Origin of the sequence: Pandoraea pnomenusa (genome assembly GCF_000767615.3) — a bacterium.
In the GTDB taxonomy this organism is placed as follows: domain Bacteria; phylum Pseudomonadota; class Gammaproteobacteria; order Burkholderiales; family Burkholderiaceae; genus Pandoraea; species Pandoraea pnomenusa.
The window spans coordinates 3,837,745-3,852,218 of record NZ_CP009553.3 but is presented as its reverse complement, the minus strand read 5'-3'; the positions used below and the strand labels follow the sequence as shown (position 1 = coordinate 3,852,218).

14 protein-coding genes are annotated in these 14,474 nt (G+C 65.1%); 11 read left to right on the top strand and 3 right to left on the bottom strand.

Annotated elements, in window-relative coordinates; genetic code table 11:
• Positions 1-2: 2 nt before the first annotated feature.
• From cyoB to LV28_RS41225, 6 genes are all read left to right on the top strand, one after another.
• Positions 3-2,009: a cytochrome o ubiquinol oxidase subunit I gene (gene cyoB, locus LV28_RS41250; RefSeq protein ID WP_023873527.1), complete on the top strand. Its 2,007-nt coding sequence runs from the start codon at positions 3-5 to the stop codon at positions 2,007-2,009.
• The gene (cyoC, locus tag LV28_RS41245; protein ID WP_038620399.1) at positions 2,009-2,647 is read left to right on the top strand and encodes a cytochrome o ubiquinol oxidase subunit III; all 639 of its coding nucleotides are present in this window, start codon (positions 2,009-2,011) and stop codon (positions 2,645-2,647) included. The genes cyoB and cyoC overlap by 1 nt, the downstream gene beginning before the upstream one ends.
• Positions 2,644-3,015 (top strand): cytochrome o ubiquinol oxidase subunit IV, encoded by a 372-nt coding sequence (gene cyoD, locus LV28_RS41240; RefSeq protein WP_023597022.1) that lies wholly within the window; start codon positions 2,644-2,646, stop codon positions 3,013-3,015. The genes cyoC and cyoD overlap by 4 nt, the downstream gene beginning before the upstream one ends.
• Before the next feature lie 2 nt (positions 3,016-3,017).
• On the top strand, positions 3,018-3,536 hold the full coding sequence (locus LV28_RS41235; RefSeq protein ID WP_058371681.1) for a LysR family transcriptional regulator: 519 nt from the start codon (positions 3,018-3,020) through the stop codon (positions 3,534-3,536).
• Positions 3,537-3,541: 5 nt separating this feature from the next.
• Positions 3,542-3,994, top strand: coding sequence for a LysR substrate-binding domain-containing protein (locus tag LV28_RS41230; RefSeq protein ID WP_058371680.1), 453 nt, complete (start codon positions 3,542-3,544; stop codon positions 3,992-3,994).
• 139 nt (positions 3,995-4,133) lie between these two features.
• The gene (locus tag LV28_RS41225; protein ID WP_058371679.1) at positions 4,134-4,793 is read left to right on the top strand and encodes a hypothetical protein; all 660 of its coding nucleotides are present in this window, start codon (positions 4,134-4,136) and stop codon (positions 4,791-4,793) included.
• Between the two features lie 28 nt (positions 4,794-4,821).
• On the opposite strand, the gene LV28_RS41220 is transcribed toward LV28_RS41225, so the two are convergent.
• On the bottom strand, positions 4,822-5,619 hold the full coding sequence (locus LV28_RS41220; RefSeq protein ID WP_048806564.1) for an IclR family transcriptional regulator: 798 nt from the start codon (positions 5,617-5,619) through the stop codon (positions 4,822-4,824).
• A gap of 53 nt (positions 5,620-5,672) precedes the next feature.
• A complete protein-coding gene (gene pdxR, locus LV28_RS41215) occupies positions 5,673-7,139 on the bottom strand; it encodes a MocR-like pyridoxine biosynthesis transcription factor PdxR (RefSeq protein ID WP_029754210.1) in 1,467 nt (488 codons plus the stop codon).
• A gap of 434 nt (positions 7,140-7,573) precedes the next feature.
• Here pdxR and LV28_RS41210 point away from each other — a divergent pair, with 434 nt between their 5' ends.
• The 5 genes from LV28_RS41210 to LV28_RS41190 all read left to right on the top strand — a co-directional run bounded on the left by LV28_RS41210 (position 7,574) and on the right by LV28_RS41190 (position 12,735).
• Positions 7,574-8,506: an ABC transporter substrate-binding protein gene (locus LV28_RS41210; protein ID WP_218918587.1), complete on the top strand. Its 933-nt coding sequence runs from the start codon at positions 7,574-7,576 to the stop codon at positions 8,504-8,506.
• Between the two features lie 15 nt (positions 8,507-8,521).
• On the top strand, positions 8,522-9,349 hold the full coding sequence (locus LV28_RS41205; RefSeq protein ID WP_038620407.1) for an ABC transporter permease: 828 nt from the start codon (positions 8,522-8,524) through the stop codon (positions 9,347-9,349).
• Positions 9,346-10,161 carry an ABC transporter permease gene (locus LV28_RS41200; protein ID WP_025249524.1) on the top strand — a complete coding sequence of 272 codons (816 nt, stop codon included), beginning with the start codon at positions 9,346-9,348 and terminating at the stop codon, positions 10,159-10,161. Before LV28_RS41205 ends, LV28_RS41200 begins: the two co-directional genes overlap by 4 nt.
• Before the next feature lie 40 nt (positions 10,162-10,201).
• Entirely contained in the window at positions 10,202-11,338 is a 1,137-nt protein-coding gene (locus LV28_RS41195) for an ABC transporter ATP-binding protein (protein ID WP_160117974.1), read from the top strand.
• A 266-nt stretch (positions 11,339-11,604) separates the two neighbouring features.
• Positions 11,605-12,735, top strand: coding sequence for a porin (locus tag LV28_RS41190; RefSeq protein WP_038620410.1), 1,131 nt, complete (start codon positions 11,605-11,607; stop codon positions 12,733-12,735).
• 178 nt (positions 12,736-12,913) lie between these two features.
• On the opposite strand, the gene LV28_RS41185 is transcribed toward LV28_RS41190, so the two are convergent.
• A complete protein-coding gene (locus LV28_RS41185) occupies positions 12,914-14,464 on the bottom strand; it encodes an acetolactate synthase large subunit (RefSeq protein ID WP_025249521.1) in 1,551 nt (516 codons plus the stop codon).
• Positions 14,465-14,474 lie beyond the last annotated feature (10 nt).

The window sequence follows — 14,474 nt, the reverse complement described above, 5'->3', positions numbered from 1 at the left end:
TCATGTTCGGAAAACTCGATCTCGACGCCATCCCGCTGCACGAACCCATCATCATGGGCACGCTCGCCGTGGTGCTGCTGGGCGGCGCGGCGCTGCTCGGCGCCATTACGTATTATCGGAAGTGGGGGTATCTCTGGACGGAGTGGATCACGTCCGTCGACCACAAGCGCATTGGCGTGATGTACATCGTGCTCGCGCTCGTGATGCTGCTGCGGGGCTTTGCCGACGCGATCATGATGCGCGCGCAGCAGGCCATCGCCGCGGGCGGCGAGGCGGGCTACCTGCCGCCGCATCACTACGACCAGATCTTCACCGCTCACGGCGTGATCATGATCTTCTTCGTGGCCACACCGCTGGTGCTCGGCCTGATGAACGTGATCGTGCCGCTGCAGATCGGCGCGCGCGACGTGGCATTTCCGTTCGTGAACTCGCTCTCGTTCTGGCTTTCGGCGATGGGCGCCGTGCTGGTGATGATGTCGATGTTCGTGGGCGATTTCGCCGCCACCGGCTGGGTCGCCTATCCGCCGCTGTCCGAACTCGGGTACAGCCCGACCGTCGGGGTGGATTACTACATCTGGTCGCTGCAGATATCGGGGCTCGGCACCACGCTCACGGGCATCAACTTCATCGTGACCATCCTGCGCATGCGCGCACCCGGCATGAATCTCATGAAGATGCCGGTGTTCACGTGGACCGCGCTGATCACCAACATCCTGATCGTTGCCGTATTCCCCGTGCTGACCGCCACGCTCGCGCTGCTCACCGCCGATCGCTATCTGGGCATGCACTTCTTCACGAACGAACTGGGCGGTAACGCCATGATGTACGTGAACCTGATCTGGATCTGGGGGCACCCGGAGGTCTACATCCTGATCCTGCCCGCGTTCGGCGCGTTCTCCGAGATCATCGCCACGTTCTCGCGCAAGCCGCTGTTCGGCTACAAATCGATGGTCTACGCCACCTCGTCGATCGGTATCCTGTCGTTCTTCGTGTGGTTGCACCATTTCTTCACGATGGGCTCGGGGGCGAACGTCAACGCCTTTTTCGGCATCATGACCACGATCATTTCGATTCCGACCGGCGTGAAGCTGTTCAACTGGCTGTTCACGATGTACCAGGGGCGTATCCGCTATCACTCCGCCACGCTCTGGACCATCGGCTTCATGGTGACGTTCGCCATCGGCGGCATGACGGGCGTGCTGCTCGCCGTGCCGGGCGCCGACTTCGTGCTGCACAACTCGCTGTTCCTCGTGGCGCACTTCCACAACGTGATCATTGGCGGCGTGGTGTTCGGGTGCCTGGCAGGCATCACGTTCTGGTTCCCCAAGGTCTTCGGCTTCACGCTCAACGAGCGCTGGGGCAAGATCTCGTTCGCGTGCTGGCTGGTCGGCTTCTACCTGGCCTTCATGCCGCTCTACGTGCTCGGTTTCAAGGGCATGACGCGCCGCATGAACCACTACGTGCAACCCGACTGGCAGCCGTATCTCGTCGTCGCGATGATCGGCGCGGCGCTCATCGGGCTCGGCATTCTGGCGTTCGGCGTGCAATTGGTCGTGAGTATTCGCGATCGCAACGCCAATCGCGACCTGACCGGCGATCCGTGGGACGCGCGCAGCCTCGAATGGGCCACGTCGTCGCCCGCGCCGTTCTACAACTTTGCTCACGTGCCGCACATCGACTCGCTCGAGCAGCATTGGGACGACAAGGCGCGGGGCCTGGCATGGCGCGAGCCGGCGCGGTACGACGACATCCACATGCCGCGCAACACCGGAACGGGATTCCTCGTGTCAGTCGCCAGCGGCGTGATGTGCTTCGCGCTCGTGTGGCACATCTGGTGGCTGGCGGGCGCAAGCCTCGTCGCCTCGATCGCCATTTTCCTGTGGCGCGCCTACGACCGTGACGTCGATTACTACGTGCCGGCGGCGGAAGTGGAGCGTATCGAAAGCGCCCGCTTCGCCGGCCTGCGTGCTGCGCTTCCCGCGCGTCAATCCCTGCAAAAGGCGGCCTGATGTCCTCGGCAACCCTTCACTCCAATTCCGGTCGCGGCGCGAAGGCGCCGGCCAACGACCACACCGATCACGCGCACCACGACAGCGGCGCCACCACGACGCTCGGCTTCTGGATCTACCTGATGAGCGACTGTCTCATCTTCTGCGTGCTGTTCGCCACGTTCGGCGTGCTGGCGCAGAGCACCGCCGGCGGGCCAACCGGACGCGAGCTCTTCGAGCTGCCGTTCGTGCTCGGGGAAACCGTGCTGCTGCTGCTCTCGAGTTTCACGTTCGGGCTGGCATCGTTGTCGATGCGCCCGGGCAACGAGGCGGTCGTGCAGCGCTGGTTGTGGATCACGTTCGCGCTGGGCGCGGCGTTCGTCTCGATGGAAGTCCACGAGTTCACGGCATTGCTCCACGAAGGCGCGGGCCCCGGGCGCAGTGCGTTCCTTTCGGCATTCTTCACCCTGGTGGGCACGCACGGTCTGCATGTGACTTGCGGCCTGCTTTGGCTGGTGGTGATGATTCATCAGATCGGCCGCTTCGGCTTCGATCCGGTGGTGCGACGCCGCCTGCAATGTCTGAGCCTGTTCTGGCACTTCCTGGACCTGGTCTGGATCTGTGTCTTCACCTTTGTCTACCTGCGGGAGTTCGTATGACGAGCGCTCAAGTCCATGACCACGGCGCCTATGCCTCGCAAAGTCACCTGCGCGACTACGTGGTGGGGTTTTTCCTGTCGTTGCTGCTTACGTTCGCGTCATTCGGCGTGGTCATGCTGGGCGTGGTGCCCGCCGGCATGGGGCTGACGTCGATCGTCCTGCTGTGCGTGGCGCAGCTGGTCGTGCAACTGGTGTACTTCCTGCATATCGGTGCGAAGCGCAGCCAGCGGCAGAATTCGGCCATCTTCCTGTGTACCGCCGGGCTGATCGCGATCATCGTGGCGGGCTCGCTCTGGGTGATGCATAACGCCAACACGAACATGATGCCCACGCACATGTCCATCGAGCGTGCCAAACTGCGCGACTGACCATGGATCGCTTCAAATGCATGGAAGTGTTCGTGCAGGTCGTGCGTGCCGGCAGCCTCTCGGCGGGCGCGGCGGCGTGCGGCATGACGACGGTCACGGCCGCGCGTCACGTGCAGGCGCTCGAAGCTCGGCTCGGACAGCCATTGTTGCGGCGCGTCGGACGGCGTCACGCGCCGTCGGCGCTGGGTGAGCGCTATTTCGTCGAATGCACCGAGGTGCTCGCACGCGTGGCCGACGCCGAGGCGCTCGCAGACACGGGCGCAGTTGGGGGGCGCCCCGCGTCGGTGTCGGGCGCGTTGTCGCGTCACGTCGGGCAGATTCGCGTGAGCGCGCCCACCACCGTGGGCGCGCATCTGCTCATGCCGATCTTCGCGGAATATTTGCAGACACATCCGGACGTGGCGCTCGATCTCGCGCTCAAGGATCGCGCGGTCGATCTCGAGGAGGAGGGCATTCACGCGGCCTTCCAGGCGGGGGGAATGCCGAACCGGGACTGGTTGCGCATGCGCTGCGCGGTGTAACGCACGTGGCGTGCGCATCGCCGGATTATCTCGCGCGGCGCGGCGTGCCGCGTCAGCCGGCCGATCTTGCGGGGCATGACTGTCTGGGCTTCCGATACGACGATGTCCTTGGGCGGTGGCATGTCGCCGAGGCCGGGCGCGACGCCCGGCTCATTGCTCACAACCCGCTGGCGCAGTTGCAGGCGGCCGTGTGCGGCATGGGCATTGCCCTCCTGCCAGAGTACCTGCTCGCGCCGGAGGTCGATGCCGGGCGGCTCGTGCGCGTGCTCGAAGCGGATGCGCGACTGAGCGAGCCGATGCAGCTCGTGCATCTGGCCGGGCGCTACGTGTCGTCGAAACTGGAGCATTTCGTGCGCTATATGGTGGCCAGGCTCGGGCCTGAGGCCACCATGGCGCCGGCGGGCGCGTCGGCCGCCGTGCCCGCCGGGGCGAGCGTGCTCGCGCTGTCGCCTGCCTGAGGGCGGGAGCGGCCGGGGCGACACCGCGATGCGGCCCACTGCGCGGCGACATCGGATAAGATGCACGCATCGACGTCGTGGCCGATGCGATATCTCCGAGAGCGAGGCCGTTCGAGCCCGCCATTGCGATGATCCGGCAATGAAACTACGTGGCAAGATTTTGCGACGCCTGCCGGCCTGCGCATTCGCAGGCGCGGCGTGCCTCTGGATGGTGCTCGACACGACGGCCGCGCTGGCCCAGCCGCCGCAGTACAAGAACGACGCGGAGCTGATGGGCGCCGCGATCGCGTCGCCCGAGGGCGTGGGCGAAGTGTTGGCGCGACTGGTGCAGAAGTGCGGGTTGTATGGCGCTTCGACACGTGACCATGGCAATTCGGCCCTGCGCGCATGGCAGGCGCGGCATCGCGACTATCTGGCCGAAGGTCGACGCGTACGCGCCGAATTGCAGGCAACCTACACGGATTCCCAGGCGCGCGAGCGCTTCGACGAGTTGCTGCGCACGCAGTTGCCGATGCTCGTGGAGCGCCAGTTCGTGGTGTACTCGCGCAGCATCGACGATCAGCCGACCGAGTCCGCGAAGGCGGACCTTTGCGACGGCTATTTCTCCGCGGTCGATGATCTTCAGTTCGATCTCAAGGTGAACGACCCGGCGCTTGCCGCGTTTTTCGACCGGCGAATCTCGGCGCATGGCGCGGCGCGCGGGGCGGACGACGGCGGCTCGGGCACCGCCAATGCCGTGAGCGCGGCCGGCGACGCGGCGGGCCCGCCCGCTGCGACGAGTGCGCCGGTGGCGAGATGAGCGCCCGGTGCGTCGGCGAGGGGGCGGTCTAGCGGCGTATGCCGATGTGCTGGCGGTGATGCATGGCGGTCAGCGCCGCGGCAGCCTCGCGAAGCGGTCCGAGCAGTGCCTGCGCATCGAAGCGGGACACCGGTCCGACGAGGGACAGCGCGGCATAGCATTGTTGCTGGGCGTCGTCGACGGGCACGGCTACGGCCATGACGTCGGGCATGTCGCGCTGACTGGACGTCGCGTAACCGGTCGCGCGTGCCGCTTCGATCACATGCGGGTCCGCCAGCGTGCCGCCATTGCGCAGCAACGTCTCGAGCGTCGTTTGCGGCAGGAACGCGGCGAGAATGCGCCCCGACGCGCTTCCGTCGAGCGTGAGCACCGCGCCCACGCGAAGCTCTGCCTTGAGCACGCCATGGGGTTCGGCACGGCGTGCGATGCGAATGCTCCCGTCATCCACCACCGCCAACGACGCCGTCTCGCCGGTCGTGTCGGCCAACGCTCGCAATACGGCCTCGGCACGGTCGCCAAGGCTGGCATGGGCGAGCGCGGCGTCGCCCACGCGCGCCGCGTGCAGACTCAACCGATATGCCCCATCGTGCGTGAGTTCGACCCACCCGGCCCGTACGAGCGTGAGCAGGCGTTGATAAACCGTCGCGCGACTTGCGCCGACGACGCGCGTCAGGTCCACCAGGCGCATCGGGCTCACCGACTCGCCCAGCGCGTCGAGCACTTCCAGTGTCTTGAGCGCCGACGACAACGGCCGCACGCCGCCTTCGTCGTCGCGCTTGTCGTCGGTGGCATCGGGCGTGCCGGCAGGATCAGGCTTCTTGTTCACGCAACATCCATCGGAGTCGAAAGGGTTCAGGGCAGCATTCGTCCGGCATGGGCTCACGCCAGCAGCGATGCGAGTCTGGCCAGAGACGGCTCGATGTCGTCGTCAGGCACGCATCCGTAGCCGAGCACGAGTCCGCGCAGCGGCGGCTGCTCCAGATAATAGCGGGACAGCGGCAATGCGATCAGGCCGAGTTCCTGAGCACGTGCGGACAGCGAGACGTCGTCGACCTCGGGCGCGAGCCTGACCGTCAGGTGCAAGCCCGCATTGCTGTCGGCGGATATGAGCCGCGCATCTCCCATGTGCCGGCGGATGGCGTCCTGAAGCAATGCCCGCCGCCGACCGTAGATGAGCCGCATGCGGCGAATGTGCGCGGAATAATACCCTTCGCCGATGAAGTCGGCCAGCACCGCCTGATCCATCCATCGACCCTCGCGGTAGAGTTCCGCGATGCCCAGCTGCAGGGGCTCGACCATCGCCTTGGGCACGACCAGATAGCCGATGCGCAACCCCGGGAACAAGGTTTTGCTGAACGTGCCGGCATAGAGCACGCGAGCCCCCGGCTCCAGGCCCTGCAACGACGCGATCGGGCGCCCGGCGTAGCGAAATTCGCTGTCGTAGTCGTCTTCGACGATCCACGCGTCGTGCTTGCGGGCGTACTGCAATAGCTGTCGGCGCCGCGCGAGCGACATCACATGGCCCAACGGATACTGGTGCGAGGGCGTGACGAAGATCAGGCGCGGCGGCTTGCGCCAGTCGGCGGGCGAAGGACTGAGCCCTTCCGCGTCGACCGGGATCGAGATCGTCTCCACGCCATACGCCTGGAGCACCTTGTGAATGCCCCAGTAGCCGGGGTCTTCCACCCAGGCGCGGTGGCGAACGTCCGTGAGCATTTGCACGCACAGATGAATCGCCTGATGAATGCCCTCGGTGATGATGATCTGCTCGGGTTCGCAGGCCACCGAGCGGGCCGAGCGCAAATGCTGGGCAAGCGCTTTCTTGAGCGCGGGGTGACCGCCGCCATACCCGTAGGTCAGATTCTCCGGCGTGCGGCGACGCCAGTGCCGCTCGACCAGACGTGTCCATTGCTTGAGCGGAAAGGCGTCGAGGTCGGGCACACCGGGCATGAAGGCACCGGCCTGACGCCGCGACGCTCGCGCGTTGAGGATAAGGCCCCGGCCACGTTGCGAGAGGTTGACCTCCGCATCCGGCGGCGCGTCGGGCGTGCGACCTGGCCGGGTTGCCATGGACTCCTCCGGAATCGCGTCGGTCACGAACGTGCCGTCGCCGGTGCGTGAGCGTACGTAGCCCTCGGCGCGCAACTGCTCGTACGCGTACAGCACCGTGTTTCGGGAGATGGCCAACTCGCGTGCAAGATCGCGCGAGGCGGGCAGTCGGGTGCCGCCCGGCAGACGTCCGTCGAGAATCGACGCTCTCACGATGTTGTACAGCTGCCGGTTGCGCGGAATCTCCGCGTTTGGTTCGAGATGCTGAAGGATCAGATCGGACAGCAGAATCTGCATGAAGGCGGCACCTTGGGGCGAGATTGGCCCCACAATGAAAGTATTTGCACCTGTGTGGTGCAATTTGGCGGCGTCACGACAATGCCATCGGGCGATAATACTGCACGATATTGCCGAAACACCGGAAAAATAAGGCGCAAGAAGGGATTACCCGAGTTTGTTGCTCGTAAATTGGTTCCATCAAACATTCAATGATCGGCACTATTTGATGTGACCAATTTAAATTCTAATACGTGCAAAGCGCCAGATTGGTACCACCCCGATCGCTCCCCGGAGCGTTGAGTAGATTGCGAGGAACATGTGAAGAACGAAACATCGAATCCGTCGGCGGGTCGCCGCTCCGTCATCAAGCTTCTGGGTGCGGCAGCGGGCGCTGCCGTCTCCGCGCCCTTCATTCACACGGCGCGCGCCGCCGACCCGTTGTTCGTCAATACTTGGGGGGCGACTGGGAGAAGGCCGCCGCAGCGCATCTGTTCGAGCCCTTCACCCGGGATACCGGCATCCCCATCCGCACGGTCTCGCCGGTCTCGTACGCCAAGCTTGCCGCACAGGCGCGCACGGGGGTGTATGAATTCGACGTCACGACGCTTGGCGGCGGCGAGCTGATTCGCGCCGTCGAAGCCGGCCTCGTGGAAAAGATCGACACGAGCATCATCGACATGAAGCAACTGCCGCCGGGGCAGGCTTACATGAGTGGGATCGCTACGCATGCGTTCGCGACCGTCATCGCTTCGCGCAAGGACAAGTTCCCCAACGGCGGACCGCAGAACTGGGCCGAGTTCTGGGATACGCAGCGATTTCCCGGACCGAGGAGCCTGCAACGCTACGCGGCACGTGTCGTGCCGCTCGCGCTGCTCGCCGACGGCGTGCCGGCGGGCAAGCTCTACCCGATGGATCTCGATCGCGCGTTCAAGTCGTTCGATCGCATCAAGAAAGACGTGCGTGTCTGGTGGACGCAGGGACAACAGTCGCAACAACTGCTGCGCGACGGCGAGGTCAACGCCGTGGCAATCTGGCATGGCCGAGCGTTGTCGCTGATTCGTCAGAACGCCCCGGTGGAGCTGGTGTGGAACCAGGGTGAGATCGACCGGGCGTACTGGGTCGTGTCCAAAGGCACGCCGCGGGCCAAGCAGGCCTGGCAGTTCATCGCATCGGCGCTCAAGGCCGAACGACTGGCCAAGTTCTGCATGCAAGCCGATTACAGCCCGGTCGATCAGCGCGTGTTCCAGTTCATCCCCGACGCGCAAGCCAAGGGCATGCCGACCTATCCGGCGAATTATCGGCTGACCTTCGAGCAGGATCTGGCCAGGATGGGTCCGCAACTCAACGAGCTGTCGCGTCGCTTCGATCAGTTCGTCGTCCGGTAACCGGGGCTGCGCGTCATGCACAAGCTTCGCCCTTATCTCCTGCTGGCCCCCCTGGCCGCGTTCCTGACGGCGTTCTTTCTCATGCCGCTCGCCCAGGTGCTCTGGCTGAGCTTCACCGAACCGACGCCGGGCTTTGCCAACTACGTGCACTTCTTTGCGGACCCGTTCTATCTTCGCGTGTTGGGCATGACGTTCCTCACGTCGCTGCTCGTGACCGCGTGCTGTCTCGTGCTGGGCTACCCGCTTGCCTACTGCCTGGCACAGGCGACGGCGCGGTTCGGCGCCGGCATTCTGCTCGTCGTCGGCATGAGTTACTGGACGAGCTTCCTCGTTCGGAGCTATGCGTGGATGATCATCCTCGGCAACAGCGGCCCGATCGTCGGGCTGTTCCGGATGCTGGGGGTGCAGACGCCGCCAGAGCTGCTGTTCACCCGCTTCTCGTCCACGCTCGGGATGGTGCACGCGCTCCTTCCGCTCATGACCATCACGTTGTACTCGGTCATGAAGAAGATCGACCCGGCGCTGGTCAAGGCGGCGGCCAATCTGGGGGCGAACCGTTTCGCGGCGTTTCGGGCGGTGTTCCTGCCGCTCTCACTGCCTGGCGTCGTCAACGGCTGCACGATGGTGTTCATCGTCTCGCTCGGCTTCTATGTCATGCCGGTACTGCTGGGCAGCCCGAGCGAGCAGATGATGGCGGGACTGATCGGACAGCAGATGGAAGAGTTCGGCAACTTCGGTGACGCTTCCGCGATGGCCGTGGTGCTCGCATGCACGACGCTCAGCCTGTATGCGCTCTACAACCGATTCTTCGGGCTCGACAAACTCTGGAGCAAAGGCAAATGAAGGCGCTCAAGTGCTTTGCCGTCGTCATGGCGATCCTGATCGGCGCGCCGCTGCTGGTCGTCATTCCGATGTCGTTCTCGGCGTCGGAGTCGTTCCAGTTCCCGCCGCCCGCCTGGTCGACGCATTATTACGCCGCCTTCTTCGCGGACCCGACGTGGACCGGACCCGCCATCAACAGTCTGCTGATCGGGCTGGGAACGGCGGCGCTCACGCTCGCGCTGGTCATTCCGGCATCGTTTGCGCTGGTGCGGTACGAGTTTCGCGGTCGTGCATTTGGCAGCCTTCTCATTCTGCTGCCGTTGACGGTGCCGAACATTGTGGTCGCGCTGGGGTACTTCTATTACTTCGGAACGTTGAGGCTGACGCAGACGTATCTCGGCGTGATCCTGGCGCACACGTGCCTGTCGACGCCCATTGCCTACCTGATCCTGTCGGCGAGTCTGCGCGGCTACGACCGCACGCTGGAGCGAGCCGCCGCCAACTGCGGCGCCACGCCGTTGCAGGCCTTCTGGCTGGTGACGTTCCCGGTGCTGCGCCCCGGCTTTCTCGCTGCTGGCATGTTCGCGTTCATCCACTCGTTCGACGAGGCGATCGTCTCGCTGTTCATCTCCGGACGCGACGTGTCGACGCTGCCGCGCAAGATGTTCGACAGCTTGCGCACGCAGGCCGACCCCGTGATTTCGGTGGTCTCGACGCTGTTGCTGGCGCTGGTGGTGATCGGCTCGTTGACGCCGATGGTGGTGCGACGTGTGAAGGCACGTCGTCAGGCAGCGCTGCAGCGCTCGGCCATGCAGGCGGTCGCCGTTGTTTGACGACACTGTCCCGCTCTATGTCACAGAGGTATCCATGTTTATGAAGTCGATGCATTCCGCCGGTGTCATGGCCAGTGCCAGTGCGGCGTCTCCCACGCTGACCGATGCGTACCTGCATGTCAGTCGCCTGTGCAAGTCGTACGACGGTGTTCACCGCGTCGTGGACGACGTCAATCTCGAGATCCGCCGCGGCGAGTTCGTCACGTTTCTCGGGCCGAGCGGCTCGGGCAAGACGACCACGTTGTCGATGATCGCAGGATTCGAGACGCCGACGGCAGGCGACATTCGAGTCAACGGCCGCTCGCTGGTGCAGATCCCCGTGCATCAGCGCAATATCGGCCTGGTGTTCCAGAGCTATGCATTGTTTCCGCACATGACGGCAGCGCAGAATGTCGCGTTTCCGCTGCGCATGCGAAAGGTCAATACGGCGGACCAGGTCAGGCGCGCACAGCGCGCGCTCGACATCGTCGGCCTTGGCCAGCACGGGGCGCGAATGCCGTCGCAGCTCTCCGGTGGCCAGCAGCAACGCGTGGCGCTTGCGCGGGCGCTGGTGTTCGAGCCTGATGTGCTGTTGCTCGACGAGCCACTCTCCGCGCTCGACAAGAACCTGCGCGTGCAGATGCAGATCGAGATCAAGCGCCTGCACACCGAGCTGGGCATGACGACGGTTTTCGTCACGCACGACCAGGGCGAGGCGATGACGATGTCCGATCGCATCGCGGTGTTCAACGCCGGCCGGGTGGAGCAGTTCGCCGCGCCGCTGGATCTGTACGGGGCGCCTTGCACGCGGTTTGTCGGCGAATTCATCGGCGAGAGCAACTTCATCGAGGTGAGCGTGGTCGACGCGGCCAAGGGGGAATATGCCTCGCCGGCACTGGGCAGCGTGCGTGCCGCGACGTGCGAGAAGATTGCGGGCTCGGCGGTGTCGCTGCTGCTTCGTCCCGAATGGATCCGCCTGGGGACGGGCGGTGGCACCGCCTGCTCGGCTGGTGTGAAGGATGCGCAGCTGGAGGTGACGAACGTCATTCACTACGGCGACAGCGCGTTGGTGATCGGACACAGCGCGGGCCTGCCGCTGCGCGTGAAAGTGCCGAACATCGACATGCAGGGGGTGACGGTCGGCAGTCGTCATCCGATTCATTGGGATCCGGTTCACACGCATGTGTTGAGCGACTGACCGGGTGAATCCCGGCCGGATGTGGACTTGCGGCCTCGTCCGGTCATTGTTCCCAATAAGTCAGGCTTCAGTTCCAGATAACGCCCCCTTCACGAGGGGCGGTGGGAGCGCCTTTGCCTGTGCAAAGGCGTTGGGCAGCGCTCGTTCTGCGCACGACGTGGCGCACGGGACGCAAAACACAAGACAAGCCCGCCCGGTTGCCGTGCCCTGAGAGCAAGCCTCGCGCGAGCGAGTTACCAGAGCACACATCAGCAAGGAGCAGGATCATGAAAACGACGGGAGTTCCGGGAGTTCCGGGAGTCGGCAGCGGCCTGACGGCCCGCGCAGCATCGATTTGTCTCGCGGCCGGCGTGTCGGCCTTCGCCGCTTCGGCGCAGGCGCAGACCAGCATTCAGTTGTACGGGGTGATCGACACGTATGTCACCGGCATCTTCAGCAGCGGACGATCGGCGTACGGCGTCGATAGCGGCGGTCTGCAGGTTTCGCGCTGGGGGATGCGCGGCTCGGAAGGCCTGGGCGGACGATGGAAGGCCAACTTTCAGCTCGAGAACGGCTTCAACATGAACAATGGCACGGGTTCGGTGACCGGGGGCATGTTCAACCGCCAGGCGTGGGTGGGGTTGAGCCACGAGAATTACGGCGAGTTCCGCATCGGCCAGCAGAACAGCGTTTTCTTCATGTTCCTCGGCAGTATCGCCGCTTTCTACGGCGGTACATACGGCGCTGGTCTGGGGACGGAATCGGGTTACAACTTCCGCAATTCGAATGACATCATGATCGCGACGCCGCGCGTGGCGGGCTGGCGAGCCGAATTGCATCACGCGTTGGGCAACGATGCACAGAACAAGGCGAATGGCACGTCGTCGCAGGTCGCGGTCGATTACCGCGGCAATGGCGTGTATTTCCTGGCGGGTTATGTGGAAGCGCGTCCGCTCGTCAGTGCGCCGAACGCCTACAAGGGCGTGGTCGATCGTCAGTACGCGATCGGCGGTAGCTACGACATCAAGCCGTTCCGTCTGTACCTCGGCTACTTCAAGAACAAGCAGTCGGACGACACGATCAACAAGGATCTGTATTCGGTGAGCGCGGCATGGTTCATCACGCCGGCGGATCAGTTGAGCGTTGGCTACACCTACATCGACGTGAAAGCGGACGCGGCAAACAGCGACGCGGCCGTCTTTCCCGGCAAGGGGCACGCGAACCACTTCGGCCTGATGTACCTGCATTCGCTTTCAAAACGCACGACGCTATACGCGTCGGCCGCGTACATCACCAATTCGAAGGGCCTTCGATATGCGCTGGGGGCGGCCCAGGCGCCGGGTGGGAACCTGCTTAACCGTCCCGATGCAGGGGACAGCACGACAGGCGTTCAATTCGGGGTGCGCCACACGTTCTGAGATCGCCGCCGGCCGCGCGGCGGATGCCTCGCGACACGAAATGCGCCCTCGGGCGCATTTTTTTGTTCCGCGCGCCCCGGGGCGCGGGATAAAAAAAGAGCCGCTTGCGGCGGCTCGGAAGGTTGCAGTGCCCGGTTGACGGTGCGTGCGCGGCGCCGCCGTCGTCATTCGTTCAGTGTCAGATACGCGCCTCGATCACGAAAGGACCGCGCCGGCGCATGGCCATGGCGAATACGTCGTCGAACGCCGCGAGGGTGTCCACGCATGCCGCTTCGACACCCATGCCCGCCGCGAGCCGGACCCAGTCGAGCGTGGGGTCGACCACGTCGAGCATCCGGCGCGCGTTGTGACCGGCCACGCCGGCGCCCACTTGCTTGAGTTCGTTGTGCAGAATCGCATAGCCGCGATTCGCGAAGACGATCGTCACGATGTCCAGCCGTTCGCGCGCCTGCGTCCAGAGTGCCTGGAGCGTGAACATGCCGCTGCCGTCCGCCTGAAGGCAAACGACCTTTCGCTCGGGGCAGGCGATCGCGGCGCCCGTGCCCATTGGCATGCCCGAGCCGATGGCCCCGCCGGTGAGGGCCAGGAAGTCGTGCGGTGCCGCGCCCGACGTGTGCTTGAAGAACGCATGCCCGGACGTAATCGCCTCGTCGCAGACGATTGCGCCTTCCGGCAGGTGCCGCCCGACCACGGCTGCGATGCTCGCCGGCGTGAGCGCGCCGACCGGTCGTTCCGGTGTCGCCGGCGCCGCCAGCGTCACCGGCGCATCGGCCTTGACGCCAAGCCGCTCGGCCAGTGCCTGCAGCGAGGCCAGTGCGTCGTGATCGCGTTGCGTGAACCGGATGACCTCGCAGCCGGCGGGCAGCATGTCGCTGGGCTTGCCCGGATACGCGAAGAACCCCACGGGGGCACGTGCGCCGACCAGCACGAGTTGATCGATGTCCGCCAGATCGGCCACACAGGCGTCGATGTTGTAGAGCACACGCTCGATCGGCACGCGACCGGCGCCGCGCTCGATACGAGCGTTCGACTGCTGCGCCAGCAAGCGCGCCCCCGTCGACTGGGCAATGCGCCCCGCGACGGCGAGGGCATCGGCGCGCAGTCCCTTGCCGGAGATCAGCAGCAGGGTGCGGCGACCATTGCGCAACCGTGCGGCAACGTCACTCAACACCGAGTCGTCGGGCAGGCCGGCGTGTGTCGCGGGCGGTACGCGCGGCGCCGTGCGCGTCGTCTCGCCCCATGCGGCATCGGCGGGCAGGATCAACGTCGCCACACCACCGCCGTTCGCGCGCGAGGCCGCAATCGCCCGCGCGGCCTGCTCGCCGACATCGTCGCTGGCGGCGATACGGCCGACCCATGCCGACATGGGCCCCGCCAGCGATTCGATGTCGCTGGTGAGGGGTGCGTCGTGAGGCAGGTGGTACGTGGCGTGATCGCCGACGATATTGACGACCGGCGAGCCCGCCCGTCTCGCGTTGTGCAGGTTCGCGAGGCCGTTGGCGAGCCCGGGTCCGAGATGCAGCAGCGTGGCCGCGGGCTTGTCGGCCATGCGGGCGTAGCCGTCCGCGGCGCCGGTCACCACGCCTTCGAATAGGCCCAGCACGCAACGCATGGCAGGCTTGCGATCGAGCGCGGCGACGAAGTGCATCTCCGACGTGCCGGGATTGGCGAAACAGACGTCGATATCGCCTGCCAGCAGGGTATCGCACAAGACATCGGCACCGTTCATTTCACGCGAC